This is a genomic window from Variovorax sp. YR752 (genome assembly GCF_943372545.1).
Window position 1 is genome coordinate 1 of sequence record NZ_CALRZC010000206.1, and the last position, 15,409, is coordinate 15,409.

At 71.8% G+C, this 15,409-nt stretch carries 10 protein-coding genes and 2 pseudogenes; 6 read left to right on the plus strand and 6 right to left on the minus strand.

Translation table 11 applies throughout. From position 1 onward, the window contains the following. Window positions 1–218 (plus strand): annotated as a pseudogene (locus AAG801_RS32415) (acetyl-CoA C-acyltransferase); the annotation flags it as partial. A gap of 14 nt (window positions 219–232) precedes the next feature. Here the strand turns inward: AAG801_RS32415 and AAG801_RS32420 are convergent. The 3 genes and pseudogenes from AAG801_RS32420 to AAG801_RS32430 all read right to left on the minus strand — a co-directional run. After that, complete coding sequence (locus AAG801_RS32420) at window positions 233–2,434, minus strand: EAL domain-containing protein (protein ID WP_341892101.1); 2,202 nt, start codon at window positions 2,432–2,434, stop codon at window positions 233–235. A gap of 55 nt (window positions 2,435–2,489) precedes the next feature. Beyond that, window positions 2,490–4,148: an MBL fold metallo-hydrolase gene (locus AAG801_RS32425; RefSeq protein ID WP_341892102.1), complete on the minus strand. Its 1,659-nt coding sequence runs from the start codon at window positions 4,146–4,148 to the stop codon at window positions 2,490–2,492. 65 nt (window positions 4,149–4,213) lie between these two features. After that, window positions 4,214–5,998: pseudogene (locus AAG801_RS32430) on the minus strand (carboxyl transferase domain-containing protein); the annotation flags it as partial. Window positions 5,999–6,091: 93 nt separating this feature from the next. Between AAG801_RS32430 and AAG801_RS32435 the strand changes: the two are divergent. Further along, complete coding sequence (locus tag AAG801_RS32435; RefSeq protein WP_341892103.1) at window positions 6,092–7,057, plus strand: threo-3-hydroxy-L-aspartate ammonia-lyase; 966 nt, start codon at window positions 6,092–6,094, stop codon at window positions 7,055–7,057. Here the strand turns inward: AAG801_RS32435 and AAG801_RS32440 are convergent. Together AAG801_RS32440 and AAG801_RS32445 are read right to left on the minus strand one after the other, a co-directional pair. Further along, the gene (locus tag AAG801_RS32440) at window positions 6,987–8,222 is read right to left on the minus strand and encodes a VanZ family protein (protein WP_341892104.1); all 1,236 of its coding nucleotides are present in this window, start codon (window positions 8,220–8,222) and stop codon (window positions 6,987–6,989) included. The genes AAG801_RS32435 and AAG801_RS32440 overlap by 71 nt on opposite strands. A gap of 3 nt (window positions 8,223–8,225) precedes the next feature. Next, a complete protein-coding gene (locus AAG801_RS32445; RefSeq protein WP_341892110.1) occupies window positions 8,226–9,287 on the minus strand; it encodes a histone deacetylase family protein in 1,062 nt (353 codons plus the stop codon). 99 nt (window positions 9,288–9,386) lie between these two features. Here AAG801_RS32445 and AAG801_RS32450 point away from each other — a divergent pair, with 99 nt between their 5' ends. Next, the gene (locus AAG801_RS32450; RefSeq protein WP_341892105.1) at window positions 9,387–10,394 is read left to right on the plus strand and encodes a diacylglycerol kinase family protein; all 1,008 of its coding nucleotides are present in this window, start codon (window positions 9,387–9,389) and stop codon (window positions 10,392–10,394) included. Here AAG801_RS32450 and AAG801_RS32455 read toward each other — a convergent pair. Next, a complete protein-coding gene (locus AAG801_RS32455; RefSeq protein ID WP_341892106.1) occupies window positions 10,385–11,650 on the minus strand; it encodes a D-amino acid dehydrogenase in 1,266 nt (421 codons plus the stop codon). The two genes, AAG801_RS32450 and AAG801_RS32455, sit on opposite strands and share 10 nt — an antisense overlap. A gap of 176 nt (window positions 11,651–11,826) precedes the next feature. Between AAG801_RS32455 and AAG801_RS32460 the strand changes: the two genes are divergently transcribed. The 3 genes from AAG801_RS32460 to AAG801_RS32470 all read left to right on the plus strand — a co-directional run. Next, window positions 11,827–13,326, plus strand: coding sequence for an AMP nucleosidase (locus tag AAG801_RS32460; RefSeq protein WP_341892107.1), 1,500 nt, complete (start codon window positions 11,827–11,829; stop codon window positions 13,324–13,326). A gap of 92 nt (window positions 13,327–13,418) precedes the next feature. Then, window positions 13,419–14,831, plus strand: coding sequence for an efflux transporter outer membrane subunit (locus tag AAG801_RS32465; RefSeq protein WP_341892108.1), 1,413 nt, complete (start codon window positions 13,419–13,421; stop codon window positions 14,829–14,831). Beyond that, window positions 14,828–15,409: biotin/lipoyl-binding protein (locus tag AAG801_RS32470; protein WP_341892109.1), on the plus strand; the 582-nt coding region annotated here is incomplete at its 3' end. The genes AAG801_RS32465 and AAG801_RS32470, both read left to right, overlap by 4 nt.

A 15,409-nucleotide genomic window follows, 5' to 3' on the forward strand; every position in this document is an offset into this window, starting at 1 on the left:
CGCAGGCCTGCGCGGTGGTCAAGGAACTGGCACTCGACCCGGCCAAGGTCAACCCGAACGGCTCGGGCATCTCGCTGGGCCACCCGATCGGCGCCACCGGCGCGATCATCACCACCAAGGCGCTGTACGAGCTGCAGCGCGTGGGTGGCCGCTACGCGCTGGTGACGATGTGCATCGGCGGCGGCCAGGGCATCGCCGCGATCTTCGAGCGGGTCTGAGCACCGCTGGCTGATCAGCCCTGCGGCGCACGCCGCAGGTAGCCGGCCAGCGCGTCGGCGGGCAGGGGCCGGGCGAAGTGGTAGCCCTGGGCCTCCTCGCAGCCCAGCTCGACGAGGCGCCGCGCCACCGCAGCGTCCTCCACGCCCTCGGCGATGGTGATCAGCGACAGGCCGTGCGCCATCTGCACGATCGCCTGCACGATGGCGCTGTCATCGGCGTCTGTCAGCAGGTCGGCGACGAAGCTGCGGTCGATCTTCAGCTTGTCGACCGCAAATCGCTTCAGGTACGACAGGCTGGAGTAGCCTGTGCCGAAGTCGTCGATCGACAGGCGCACGCCCAGGCCCTTGAGCCGCTGCACGGCGGCCAGCACCTGTTCGGTGTTGCTCAGCAGGATCGACTCGGTCAGCTCGAGTTCGAGGCACTCCGGCCGCAGGCCACTGTCGCGCAGCGAGCGCTCGACCACCTGCTCGATGTCGCCGCGCGCGAACTGCAGCGCCGAGAGGTTCACCGCCACGGTGATCGGAGGGAGCCCCTCGCGCTGCCAGGCCACCGCTTGGCGGCAGGCCTCGCCGATGACCCAGTCGCCGATCGGCACGATCAGGCCGCTTTCCTCGGCTTGCGCGATGAAGCGTGCCGGCGGCAGCAGCCCCTCGCCCGGGCGCTGCCAGCGCAGCAGCGCCTCGACACCGATCATCCGGCCGCTCTTCAGGTCGACCTGCGGCTGGTAGTGCAGCACGAACTCGCCGCGCTCCAGCGCCAGGCGCAGGCCGTTGCGCAGTTGCAGCCGCTCGATCGCCTCGGCGTTCATCGACTCGTCGAAGAAGCGGAAGGTGTTGCGGCCGCCGTCCTTGGCGCGGTACAGCGCGGTGTCGGCCTTCTGCAGAAGGGTGTCGAAATCGCCGCCGTCGCCCGGGTACTGCGCGATGCCGATCGAGGCGGTGGTGGCGATGTCCTGGCCGTCGATGTGGATGGGCTGCACCAGCGCGCCCATCAGCTTGTCGATCACCGGCTTCAGCGCGGCGCCGTCGGCCAGTTCGCCGAGCACGACGAGGAACTCGTCGCCGCCCTGGCGGCAGATGCTGTCGGTCTCGCGCAGCGTGCTGCGCAGCCGCGCCGCCACCGTCTTCAGCAGGCGGTCGCCGGCCGCGTGGCCGAGCGAGTCGTTGACGTTCTTGAAGTGGTCGAGATCGAGGTAGAGCAGCGCGGCGATGCCGCCGCGCCGGTGCGCCGCGGCGATCGCACGCTCGACGCGGTCGCGCGCCAGCACGCGGTTGGGCAGCTCGGTCAGCGGGTCGTGGAAGGCGAGGAACTCGACACGGCGTTCGGCATCGCGGCGCTCGCCGATCTCGACGCGCAGCCGCTCGTAGGGTTCGCGCACGCCGACCACGAACACCGCGCGGTAGATGTACAGGTAGGCAACGATCTTGTAGGCATGGCCGAGCAGCTGGAAGACGTCGTTGACGTTCGAGTACAGCGTGAAGCAGAGCTCGCCGAGGATGGTGATCAGCGCGGCGGTGCGCAGGTCCAGCGCGTCGTAGCGGCGGCCACCGGCCACGCGCCGCTGGAAGCCGATGGCGGCCACGCCCATCAGCGCGATCAGCCCGTACTCGGCGCCGATCTTGAAGGCGGTGAGGCCACGATCGTCCTCGAAGGTGCGCGGCCACAGCGCCGGATGGCCGAGCTGCAGCCAGACCACCAGCGCCGGCAGCAGCAGCGCGGCGGCCAGCAGCCCGTAACGTGCACGTCGCGTGCGCAATGGTGGCCAGTCGCGCCAGGCCACCGCCAGCAGCGTCAGCGCCGCGATCAGCCGTGCCACCAGCCAGAAGTTGATCGCCTTCTCGGTGTGCGCCGGCGTGACGAAGTCCGGCATGCCGCGGTAGGACAGCAGGTGCGCGATGTCGATCAGCCCGACGGCCAGGAATCCGCAGCCGATCACCAGCGCGTTGCCGGAACGATCGCCCGCATCGGTGTGCCAGCACAGCGCGAACACGAGCAGCGCCACCGCCACGGCGACCAGCTCGGCCACGGTGTGCGCCCAGACCGGGAACAGCGTGTGGCCCTGCTTGAGGAAGTCCAGCGGCGGCAGCAGCCAGACCACCAGCACCAGCAGCGTCAGGGCGGCAATCAGCCAGGCCGGCAGCGTCGACGGCGGGCGCAGTGTGGCCGCCGCGGCCGGCACGGCAGGCGTTGCGTCGACGACGGTCCGGAAGGTCATGCGCTGAGGTGAGCCGCGATGCGAGATTATCGGCAGCGGCTCCCGGCGCAAGCGTTCAGCGCAAGGCCCAGGCACCGCCTTCTGCGTGAACTCGTTCCTCGGCGTGCAGCTTGTCGAGATGGGCGCGCAGCGAGCGCAGCGCGACCGGGTGCAGGCGCTGCGGCACGTCCGAATAGACATGCATCAAGAGCGCGTGCTCGTCGGCCGGCCCCAGCTCGCGCATCGAGGCCAGCACCTTGGCCTCGCGCTGCAGGCGGTGGGCGATGATCTTCTCGAAGGCCGCGCGCGGCTGCTCCATCAGGAAACCGTGGCCCGGCGCCAGCCAGTCGAGGTCTTCGCTGCACAGCGCGCGCAGCGAGGCGAGGTAGGCCGCCATGTTGCCGTCCGGCGGATTGATGACCACGGTGCTGAGCTGCATGACATGGTCGCCGGTGAACAGCGTCTTCTCCTCCTCGAGCCGGTAGCACAGGTGGTTGGAGGCATGGCCCGGGGTGTGGATCACGCCCAGCGTGACGTGGTCGTCGATCACGAAGCGCTCGCCGCCGGCGAGCTGCACGTCGGGAGCGAAGCTGGTGTCCTGCCACTCCGGGTGCGCGGCGATGCGGCCGAGCACCGGCGCGCCGGTGCGCGCCTTGAGCATCGCGCAGCCGGGGGAATGGTCGAGGTGGGTGTGGGTGGCGAAGATGCGGCGGATCGGCCCCGGCGCCGCGGCGAGGATGGCGTCGATGTGGCGTTCCTCTGCCGGGCCGGGGTCGATCACCGCCCACTCGTTGCGCGGCCCGCCGCCGACCAGGTAGGCGTTGGTGCCAGGCCCCGTCATCACGCTGCCGTTGTGCGCGGTGACGCGGATCACCCGCGGCGACAGCCGCACCGCCACGCCGGGCACGATCTCGTACGAGGCATGGCCGCTGCACCCGGGGTCGATGCGGCGCAACTCGGCAAAGGCCGGCTCGTCGGGCGTGACCGGGCGTGTGCCGTCGCGGCCGCGGCCGATCTGCGGCTGGATGCGCGGCACCTCGCGCGGCTGCCGCGCCCAGGCGAGCAGCGCATCGACGCTGTCGAAGCGCGCCACCGCCTCGAGCGTCTTGCGCGTCGGCGTCAGCAGCTTCAGCGGCTCGGTGCGCGTCAGCGCGGCGGCCGGCGCCACCCACATCTGCTCGACCAGTTCGCCGTCGTCGTGCACTGCGATCTGGCCGGCCGGGGCGCGGGCGACGAAGAAGCGCGTGTCGAAGCGCTTGGCCTGCGCCGGCGGCGTCAGCCAGTGGCTGAAGTAGAGAAGCTCGTCGACCGCCAGGGTCAGCCCCTCGTCGTGGCACAGCGCGGCGAGTGAACGTTCGCCGCGCTGCAGCGGGCCGCGCCAGGCGTCGAGCCGCTCGGCGCGCTGTGCATCGAGCGCCAGCGGCGAGCCGTCGCGCTCGCGCACGTAGAGCAGCCCGGCCTCCTCGAAGCATTCACGCACCGCGGCGGCCCAGAAGTCGAGCGCATGCGCGTCGACGCCGAGCCGCGCATCGGCCTCGGACGGCGCCAGGCCGCGACAGAACGGCAGCGCCGCGCGGTCGTCGGCGTCGACCAGCCCGCCGGGAAACACCCAGGCGCCGCTGTTGTGATCGCCACGCTCGGCACGGCGCAGCAGCAGCACCTCGATGCCGAGCGCGCCGTCGCGCAGGACGACCACGGTGGCCGCGGGGCGGGGTGGCTTGGCGGGTTCGCTCATCGTGCGCGTCGTCGTGGCTGGGAAGCGTCGATGCTACGCCCCGGGTGCTTGCATGCCAGCCGCCGCTACCAGGGGTCGAGGCCTGGCATGCGGCGCTCACGCGGCACGGCGCCGTCGAGCTGGCGCAGCAGCCAGTCGCGCGTAGCGGCCGGGTCGATGGCGGCGTCGATCTCCAGCGTGGCCGCCATGTTCAGCGCGCGGCCGTCGGCGATCTGCCGATCCAGGAGTTCTCGGAACCGCGCCTCGCGCACCCCGCCCTCGGGCAGCGCCTCCAGCTCCTTGCGGTAGCCCAGCCGCACCGCGCCTTCCAGGCCCATGGCGCCGAACTCGCCGCTCGGCCAGGCGGCGGTGGCCAGCGGCGCGTGGAAGCCGCCGGCGGCCATCGCCATCGCACCCAGGCCGTAGGCCTTGCGGATCACGACGGCGAGGAAGGGCACACGCAGCTGCGCCGCGGTGACGAACATCCGGCTGACGTGGCGCACCTGCGCCTTCGCCTCGATGTCCGGGCCGACCATGAAGCCGGGCGTGTCGATCAGCGAGACGAGGGGCAGGCCGTGCAGGTCGCACAGGCGCATGAAGCGCGCGGCCTTGTCGGCGGCGTCGGCATCGATTGCGCCGCCCAGGTGCATCGGGTTGCTGGCCAGCACGCCGATGGGCCGGCCGCCGAGCCGCGCCAGCACGGTATGGATGCCGGCGCCGAACGCCTCGCGCAGCTCGATCGTGCTGCCCACGTCGACCAGACCGTCGACGATGCGGCGCATGTCGTGGCTGCGGGCGCGCTGCGCCGGCAGCACCTCGCGCAGCGCACGGGCATCAGGCGCCAGGCCCAGCACACGCTCGCCGCACAGCAGCCCGAGCAGGCGCTTCGCAGCCACCACCGCTGCGGCTTCGTCGTCGACCAGCAGGTCGATCACGCCGTTGGCCGACTGGACGGCCGCCGGGCCGATGTCTTCCGGCGCGAAGCGGCCCAGCCCACCGCCTTCGACCATCGCCGGCCCGCCCATGCCGATGTTGCTGCCGCGGGTGGCGACGATCAGGTCGCAGCAGCCGAGCAGCGCGGCGTTGCCGGCGAAGCAGCGCCCGGCGGCGATGCCGATCAGCGGCACCTGGCCGGAGAGACTCGCGAAGCGCGCGAAGGTCGGCACGTGCAGGCCGGCGACGATCGGCATGTCGGTGTCGCCCGGGCGGCCGCCGCCGCCTTCGGCGAACAGCACGACCGGCAGCTTCTGGTCCAGCGCGATGCCGAGCAGGCGGTCGGTCTTCTGGTGGTTGCGCAGGCCTTGCGTGCCGGCCAGCACGGTGGCGTCGTAGGCCAGCACGGCGCAGCGGATGCCGTCGACAGATCCGATGCCGGTGACCAAACCATCGGCCGGCGTCTGGCGGATCAGCTCGTCGACGCTGCGCCGCTTCGTCTGCGCCGCGTAGGCGAAGGCGCCGTACTCGACGAAGCTGCCGGGGTCGCACAGGTCGGCGACGTTCTCGCGCGCGGTGCGCAAGCCGCTGCCGTGGCGGCGCGCCACGGCTTCGGGCCGCGCGGCGTCGTTCAACAGCCACTCGCGCTCCAGGAACTCCTGCAGATCGGCTCGCAGTGCCGTGACGGGCACCGCCGCGGCCGCCAGCGCCGTGGCGGCATGTGGCACGTCCAACGCGCCGAGCCGCAGCAGCGCGTCGCCCTCGCCCACCAGTTCGCCCGGCGCGGCCAGCAGCGCCAGCACGCGCGCATCGTGCGGTGCGCGCAGCTCGTGCTCCATCTTCATCGCCTCGACCACGGCCAGCAGGTCACCGGAGCGCACCGCCTGCCCGGCAGTGACCGCGAACTCGAGCACCGTGGCGGCCATCGGCGAACGGATCTCCTGCGTCGTCATGCCTCGCACACCTCCGCCGGCGACTGTAGCGCCGGGGCCTTGCTACAGTGGTCGCACCCGGGACAGCCCTGCACCGCCATGCTCCAGTTCTCCGAAGTCCAGGCCGCCGCCGCCCGCCTGAAGGGTGTGGCCCACCGCACGCCGGTGGTGACTTCGCGCACGCTCGACCAGTTGCTCGGCCTGAACGTGTTCATGAAGGCCGAGAACCTGCAGCGCATGGGCGCCTTCAAGTTCCGCGGCGGCTTCAACGCGGTCAGTGTGCTCAGCGAGGCCGAACGTTCGCGCGGCGTGGTCGCCTTCTCGTCGGGCAACCATGCGCAGGCGGTGGCGCTGGCGGCACGGCTGCACGGCTGCGCTGCCACCATCGTGATGCCGCACGACGCGCCGGCGCCCAAGCTCGCCGCCACGCGCGGCTACGGCGCCGAGGTGATCCTCTACGACCGCTACACCGAAGACCGCGCGGCAATCGCCAGGCGCCTGACCGAAGAACGTGGCGCCTCGCTGATCCCGCCCTTCGACCACCTGCCGGTGATGGCCGGCCAGGGCACCGCGGCGCTGGAGCTGATCGAGGATGCCGGACCGCTGGACGCACTGATCGTCTGCGCCGGCGGCGGCGGCTTCCTGTCCGGCTGCACGGTCGCCGCCAAGCACCTGCTGCCCGCCATCGAGGTGTTCGGCGCCGAGCCGGAGCGCGGCAACGACATGCAGCTGTCGCTGCAGCGCGGCGAGATCGTCACCATCGACGTGCCGCGCACCATCTGCGACGGCCAGCAGACGCAGGCCGTGGGCCGCCACCCTTTCGAGGTGATCAAGGCGCATGTGACCGACGTGCTGGCCGTGCCCGACCCGGTGGTGGTCGACGCGATGCGCTTCGCCTTCGAGCGGATGAAGCTGGTGCTCGAGCCTTCGGGCGCCTGTGCCCTGGCTGCGCTGATGCAGCACCGCGAGCGTTTCCGCGGCCAGCGGGTGGGCGTCACGCTGTCGGGCGGGAACGTCGGGATGGATCGCTTCCTGGCCCTGATGAGCGGCGCCGGCGTCGACTGATCCTGCGCGGCACCAGGCCCATCGAGTGCATCAGCGCGACCCAGAACCAGGGCAGCAGCGCCGGCGTGATGTCCGCCACGCGACCGCGCAGCCACATCTGGGCGACTTCGAGCAGCAGCAGCCACAGCGACAGTGCGGCGGCCAGCGGAACCAGGCGCGCGCCCAGTTCGGACGCCAGCACGAAGATCACGCCCATCCAGGCGCCCATGCCCAGCAGCGACAGCGCATTCGCACTCATCGACCCGATCAGCAGCGCGACGAAGGGAACGGCGTGGAACTCGCCCGCCGCGTCGGCCAGCTCGAAGGGCCGTAGCTCGTCCATGCTGATCCACAGCAGCATCGCGGCAACCAGCCACAGCGCCGAGCGCGCGCCCTCGGCGCGCCGAAGTGCCGCGGCACACAGCAGGCCGAGGCCCATGCCGGCGACCCGCGAGAGCGTGAGGACCTGTCCGGCCACGAACAACTTGCCGGCGAGCACGGCGACTGCGAGCAGCAGCAGCCACCAGCCTGCCCGCCGCGTGCCGGCCAGCAGCCGGTCGGCGGCAATCACCCAGAGTGCCGCCTCGACGAAGCTGCCGGCCCGCCAGCCGGGCTGCAGGAGAAGCGGCTTCAGCGCATCCTTGACATGCTGCCAGTCGATCGTCGGCAGCAGGGGCCACCACTCGATCGCCAGCCAGGCCGCGACAAGGGCCAGTCGCAGGGCGCGCGCCGCATCGGGCACCGTGCCCGCCGGCGGATGACGGCGCCAGAGGGCCATCAGCGCGGCACCGAGGCCCAGTCCGAGCGCGTTCCAGACCACGTCTGACAGCAGCGGATCACGATCGGGCACGACGATCTGCACGATCTGGAGCAACAGCGCGAACAGCGTGCCGAGCGCCAGCATCAGTGGCGTCCGTGCTCGCGCCGGCCACCGGCTCGCCCCCAGGTCGAGCAGCATCAGCAGGCCCACGGGAACGAACAGTGCGACGTTGCCGACCACGTCACCCAGCCCTGTCCACAAGGGGGCAGGCGACCACAAGGCCTGCCACGCCGCACCCAGACCGGCGGCCGGCCAGGCGAACTGCCAGGGGTACAGGGAGCCATGCGTGACGAGGAGCAGGCAGAGCCAGGTCAGCAGCCGCCAGCGGCCGCTGGCACGGGGCAGATCAGTGGGAACAGATTGCATGGTTCAGCCGCCGAAGCCCTCCAGCACGTTGGCCACGTTGATGCCGACCTCGGCGACCGCATAGCCGCCCTCGAAGGTGAATACGGTCGGCAGCGCGAGTGTCGCCAGGTCGGCGCCGATGGCGAGGTAGTCGGCGCTCTTCAGCGTGAAGCCGGAGATCGGGTCGCCCTCGAAGGTGTCCACCCCCAGCGGCACGACCAGCGCCTGCGCACCGAAGATCCGCACCGCGGCGAGCGCCTGCTGCAGCGCCTCGCGCCAGCGCTCAAAGCCGGTGCCGCGCGGCAGCGGCAGGTTGAGGTTGAAGCCTTCGCCGGCGCCATGGCCACGTTCGTCGGCGTGACCGAGGAAGAACGGGTACTCGGTGCGCGGATCGCCGTGGATCGAGACGGTCAGCACGTCGGCGCGGTCCTCGAAGATGCTCTGCGTGCCGTTGCCGTGGTGGTAGTCGACGTCGAGCACCGCCACGCGCTCGAAGCCGGCGTCGCGCAGCGTCTGCGCGGCCAGCGCGGCGTTGTTGAGGAAGCAGTAGCCGCCGAAGAAGTCGGCGCCCGCGTGGTGGCCGGGCGGGCGGGTGAGTGCGAAGGTGCTGCGCGTCGATGCGGCTGCCACCGCGCGGGCCGCGAGCACCGCCGTCTGCGCACCGGCGCGCGCGGCGGCCCAGCTGCCGGCGGTCAGCGGCGTGCCGGCATCGAACGAGTACAGGCCCATGCGGGCAGCGAAGTTCGCGGGCTCCACGTCGGCGCGGAAGCCGCGCACCGGCCACACCGAGGGCAGCGCATCGAGTTCGGCGTTGGCCGGGGCCAGCGCCACCCAGTCGGCCCAGGCGCGCTCGAGGAAGCGCAGGTAGCGCGGCGCGTGGATGCGCTGAAGCACCGACTCGAAGGCCGCATCGTCGCCGCCAGGCAAGTCGGCCGGCGTGACCAGCGGCCCGATGCCGCGGTGCTTCAACTCGGCCAGCACATGGTCCAGCCGCTGCGGCACCTCGTGGCAGGGCACCAGCCGGCCGCGGAACATCTCGTGGCGGCCGGCATGCAGGGCATGGTCGGGGTTGTGGACGATCAGCATGGTCGGGCGTGCCACGGCATGGGAGCAAGCGTGCGATTTTGCGCGACCCATGGCAAGCCACGCGGCGCGCCCGGCAAATTGCGCTAGGCTCCCCAGCCGATGCCCGCAGCGCAGACCACTTGGCCCGGCGACGAGGACGCCGACATCCATCGGCCCGACCGGCCGACGATGGTGCTGCTCAACCCGCGCGCCGCGGCGGGCCAGGCGGCCGCGCTGGCGCAGCCGGTTCGGCAGTGGCTGGCGGCGCACGCGCCCGGCGTCGCGCTGGTCGAGTCCGACAGCATCGAACGCTCGCGCGCGACGCTGCAATGCCTGCCGCGCAGCAGCCGCGTCGTGCTGATCGGCGGCGACGGCACGCTGCACCACATGCTGCCGGTGCTGCTGACGCACCGCCTCGCGCTCGGCGTGGTGCCGCTGGGCGGCGGCAACGACACGGCGCGGGCGCTCGGCGTCGCCGGCCTGCCCTGGCAGAAGGCGCTGGACTTCGCGCTACGCGGACCGACCCGGCGCATGGACGTCGGCGAGCTGATCACCGCGCGCCAGCGGGTGCCCTTCTTCTCCAGCCTGGCCGCCGGCTTCGATGCGGCGGTGGCACGCCGCGCGCTCGAGGGGCCGCGCTGGCTGGAAGGCATGCCGCGCTACCTGTGGGCCACGCTGGGCGAGTTGGCCGGGCTGCGCGCGCACCGCATCCGCATCGCGCTCGACGGCGCGCCCTGCCATGACGGCGAGGCGATCTTCGCCTCGGTGCTGAACACGCGCAGCTACGGCTCGGGCATGCCTGCCGTGCCCGGCGCGCGTGTCGGCGACGGGCGGCTCGACCTGCTGGTCGCCGGACGCTTCGGCCGCGTCGGCACACTGGCCATGCTGCCGCGGCTGCTGCAGGGCACGCACCTGTCCAACCCGAAGGTGCAGACCTGGACCTTCCAGTCCATGCAGATCGAGAGCGACGACGAACTGCCGCTGGCCGCCGACGGCGAGCCGCTGGCGCCGATGCGCCGCTTCGAGGTGCGCGTGCGCGCCAGCGCGGTCAGCGTGGCCAGCACCAAGGTGCAGCGGCGCTCGGCCGCCCCGGCCTCGTCGCCCGAGTACCTGCCGGTTCAGGCGTAGGCGTTCGGGTAGCGGTCGATCGTCAGGCCGGCCATGTCGATCGCCGGCTCGCGGCCGGAGATCAGGTCGGCCATCACGCGGCCGGTGCCAGCCGCCATGGTCCAGCCCAGCGTGCCGTGGCCGGTGGCCAGCCAGAGGTTGGGCAGGCGCGTGCCGCCGACCACCGGCGTGCCGTCCGGCGTCATCGGGCGCAGGCCGCACCAGAACTCGGCCTTCGCCACATCGCCACCAGACGGGAACAGATCGCTGACCACATGCTCCAGCGTGCGCCGGCGCGGCTCGTGCAGTTGCAGCGTGTAGCCGGCCAGCTCCGCCGTGCCACCGACGCGGATGCGGTCGCCCAGGCGCGTCACCGCGACCTTGTGGGTCTCGTCCATCACCGTCGACTCGGGCGCGCCGCTCGCATCGGTGATCGGCACGGTGATCGAGTAGCCCTTGACCGGGTAGACCGGGATGCGCACGCCCAGCGGGTTCAGCAGCGTCGGCGAGTGGCTGCCCAGCGCGACCAGGTAGGCATCGGCCTTCAGCGTGCCGGCGCCGGTGACCACGCCAGCGATGCGGCCGCCTTCGCTCTCGAGGCGATGGATGTCGGTGCCGTAGAGGAACTTGACGCCGCGCTGCGCGGCGCGTTCGGCGAGGTTCTGGGTGAACTTGAAGCAGTCTCCGGTCTCGTCTCCGGGCAGCAGCAGGCCACCGACGAACTTGTCCTGCACGCGCGCCAGCGCCGGCTCGTGGCGGATGCAGCCGGCACGATCGAGCAGTTCATAGCGCACGCCGTAGCGCTTGAGCACCTCGATGTCGGCACCGGTGCCGTCGAGCTGCTTCTGGGTGCGGAACAGCTGCAGCGTGCCCTGCATGCGCTCGTCGTAGCCGATGCCGGTGCTGCTGCGCATCTCGCGCAGCACGTCGCGGCTGTACTCGGCCAGGCGCACCATGCGGCCCTTGTTGACCTCGTAGCGCGCCGCGGTGCAGTTGCGCAGCATGGCCATGCCCCAGCGGATCAGGCCCATGTCGAGATGCGGGCGGATGACCAGCGGCCGGTGCTGCATCAGCAGCCACTTGATCGCCTTGACCGGCACACCCGGCCCGGCCCAGGGTGCCGAATATCCGGGCGAGACCTCGCCGGCATTGGCGTAGCTGGTCTCCTTGCCGGCGCTGTCCTGGCGGTCGACGACCGTGACCTCATGCCCGGCCAGCGACAGGTGCCACGCGCTGGTGACCCCGATCACGCCGCTGCCCAGAACGATGACCTTCATGACGTCGACTCCATGGTTCAAAACGATGCGAGAGCTTATCGAGGGAAGAGTGGAATCTTTCGCTGCATATCGAAGGCTCGCTGCGATTCGACCGAATCTTTGTCGGCGAATCGAAGACTTCGCCGCAACTTCCTCGACGACATAGTCGCAGCGCGAAAGCCCGCCACAATCGGCCCATGAGCTCCGAACCCGCCTTCGTCGCCCCCACCCGCTTCAACGATCCCGACGAGGCGCTGGCCCGCGTGCGGACCATCTACGACGCCGGAATCGCCCACCTGCGCGAGGCACTGCATCGCTTCGTCGCCGGTGAAGACGTCGGGAGCAAGGTCCGCGCCTGCTACCCCTTCGTGCGGGTGCACACCGACACCGTGGCCCGCGCCGATTCGCGCCTGTCCTACGGCTTCGTCGCCGGCCCCGGCACCTACGAGACCTCGCTGACCCGGCCCGAGCTGTTCGGCAACTACTACCTCGAGCAGTTCCGCCTGCTGCTGAAGAACCACCATGTGTCGCTGGAGATCGGCACCGGCACGCAGCCGATTCCGGTGCACTTCTCGTTTGCCGAGGGCGACCACGTCGAAGGCAGCCTGAGCGCCGAACGGCGCCAGCGCATGCGCGACGTGTTCGACCTGCCCGACCTCGGCGCGATGGACGACGGCATCGCCAACGGCACCCACGAGCCGCGTCGCGGCGAGGCACTGCCGCTGTCGCTGTTCACCGCGCCGCGGGTGGACTACTCGCTGCACCGGCTGCGCCACTACACCGGCACCGCGCCCGAGCACTTCCAGAACTTCGTGCTGTTCACGAACTACCAGTTCTACATCGACGAGTTCGTGCGCCTCGGCCACGAGACCATGGCCAGCAGCGCGCATGCGCAGGACTACGTCGCCTTCGTCGAGCCGGGCAACGTGGTGACGCGCCGCGCCGGCCTGCCCCCGCAGCCGGGCGACGAGCACGGCGTCGCACCGCCGCGCCTGCCGCAGATGCCGGCCTACCACCTGGTGCGGCCGGACAACGCCGGCATCACCATGGTCAACATCGGCGTCGGCCCAGCCAACGCGAAGACGATCACCGACCACATCGCGGTGCTGCGCCCGCACGCCTGGATCATGCTCGGCCACTGCGCCGGCCTGCGCAACACGCAGCAGCTCGGTGACTACGTGCTCGCCCACGGCTACGTGCGCGAGGACCATGTGCTCGACGAGGAACTGCCGCTGTGGGTGCCGATCCCGCCGCTGGCCGAGGTGCAGGTGGCGATCGAGTCGGCCGTCGCCGAGATCACGCAGTTGAAGGGCTACGAGCTGAAGCGGCTGATGCGCACCGGCACCGTCGCCTCCACCGACAACCGCAACTGGGAGCTGCTGCCCTCGCGCAACGTCAGCACCACGCCGGAGCGCCGCTTCAGCCAGAGCCGGGCGATCGCGCTGGACATGGAGAGCGCGACCATCGCCGCCAACGGCTTCCGTTTCCGCGTGCCCTACGGCACGCTGCTGTGCGTGTCGGACAAGCCGCTGCACGGCGAGATCAAGCTGCCGGGCATGGCCAACACCTTCTACCGCGAGCGTGTCGACCAGCACCTGCGCATCGGCATCCGCGCGATCGAGAAGCTGCGCGAACAGGGTGTCGACCAGCTGCACAGCCGCAAGCTGCGCAGCTTCGCCGAGGTGGCGTTCCAGTAGCGGCAAGGCGGCGCGGCGATTCCTTCGCCGAGCTTTACACAGCTTGACGGGCGACAAGCGGCAGCGCAACGCATGAGTTGCAGACTGTGTCCATGTCTGCATCCCGTGTGTCACCGCTCGTCGTCGCCCTGCTGCTGGCCGGCTGCGCGAGCCTCACGCCGCCGGCGGTCGATGCCACCGGCGGCGTCGCGCCCCCGGCCGAATGGAGCGCCGCCGGCGGCACGCGCCCTGAAGCGAGCGTGCCGGCCGAATCGCTGGCCGACTGGTGGCAGCGCTTCGGCGACCCCGAGCTGAGCCGGCTGATCGCCGAGGCGCTGGCCGCCAACACCGACGTCACCTCCGCCCGCGCCGCACTGCGCCAGGCACGTGCGCTGCAAAGTGTCGAGCGGGCCCAGGCCGGCCCGCGCCTCGATGCCTCGGGCTCGGCGCAGCGCAGCCGCTCGAACAGCGGCTCGGCCAGCAACAGCTTCCGCGCCGGCTTCGACGCCAGCTGGGAGCCCGACGTGTTCGGCGGCAACCGCGCCGGCGTCGCCGCGCGTGACGCCGATGCGCAGGCCAGCGCCGCCAACCTCGGTGACGTGCAGGTGTCGGTGGCCGCCGAGGTGGCGCTGGCCTACCTGGCGTTGCGCGGCAGCGAAGCGCGCCTGGCCATCGCCCGCGACAACCTGGCCAGCCAGCAGGACACCGCGCAGATCACCCAGTGGCGTGTGCAGGCCGGGCTGGCCACCTCGCTCGAGTCGGAGCAGGCGCGCGGATCCGTCGAGCAGACGCGCGCACAGATCCCCTCGCTGCAGAAGGCGATCGCGCAATCACGCCACCAGCTCGCGCTGCTGACCGGGCGCACGGTCGGCGCCCTGCAGCTTGCCGAATCGACCGTGCTGCCGCAACCGGCTGCCGATCTCGCGCTCGCCTTTCCCGCCGACACGCTGCGCCAGCGCGCCGACGTGCGCGCCGCCGAGGCCCGCGTGCGCGCCGCCGCGCAGCGGGTCGTGCAGGCCGATGCAGCGCGCTATCCGAGCTTCTCGCTGTCCGGCTCGCTGGGCCTGCAGGCGCTGACGCTGTCCGGCCTGACCGGCGGCGGCGCGCTGGCCAGTTCGCTGCTGGCCGGCGTCTCGCTGCCCATCTTCGACGGCGGCGCCGCCACCGCCCAGCGCGATGCGCAGCAGGCCGCGTTCGAGCAGTCACACGAAGCGCTGCGCGGCACCGTGCTGGTCGCGCTGAAGGACGTGGAAGACGCGCTGGTCGCCCTGCAACGCGACCGCGAACGCCTGGCCACGCTGCAGCAGGCGGCCGAAGCGGCCGGCAACGCCGCGCTGCTGGCCCGCCAGCGTTATGCCAGCGGCCTGATCGACTTCCAGACCGTGCTGGAGACGCAGCGCTCGCTGCTCTCCGCACAGGACAACGTGGCCAGCAGCCGCGTCGACGTGGCCACCGACCACGTGCGCCTCTACAAGGCGCTGGGCGGCGGCTGGACGCCTGACCCGAACAACTCGACAACATCATGAGCCCCAACCCTCCTCTCGCCGCCGGCGGCGCCCCCGACATCGCCACGCTGCTCGACGAACCCTCCGCGCGAGCGCTGTGGAAGCGGCCCGCGCTGTGGATAGTCATCGCGGTGCTCGCCGCCACCGCGGTCGGCACCAGCGTCTGGCTGTCGGGCCGCCGCGCCGCCGCGGCGCCGAGCTACGTCACCGAGCCGGTACAGCGCGCCACGCTGAGCGTCACCGTCAGCGCCGACGGCACCCTGCAGCCGACGCGCTCGGTGAACATCGGCAGCGAGCTGTCGGGCACCGTGTCGCGCGTGCTGGTCGACGTCAACGACCGCGTCAAGAGGGGCCAGGTGCTGGTCGAACTCGACCCCGCCAAGCTGCGCGACCAGGTGACACGCTCGCGCGCCTCGCTCGCCACCGCACAGGCCCAGGTGGCGCAGAGCGCCGCGACGCTGAAGGAAGCGCAGGGCAACCTGGCGCGGCTGGAGGAGGTGTCGCGCCTGTCCGGCGGCAAGGTGCCGGCGCAGAGCGAGCTCGACACCGCGCGCGCCGCGACCGAGCGTGCCCAGGCCGACCTGGCCAGCGCGCGCGCC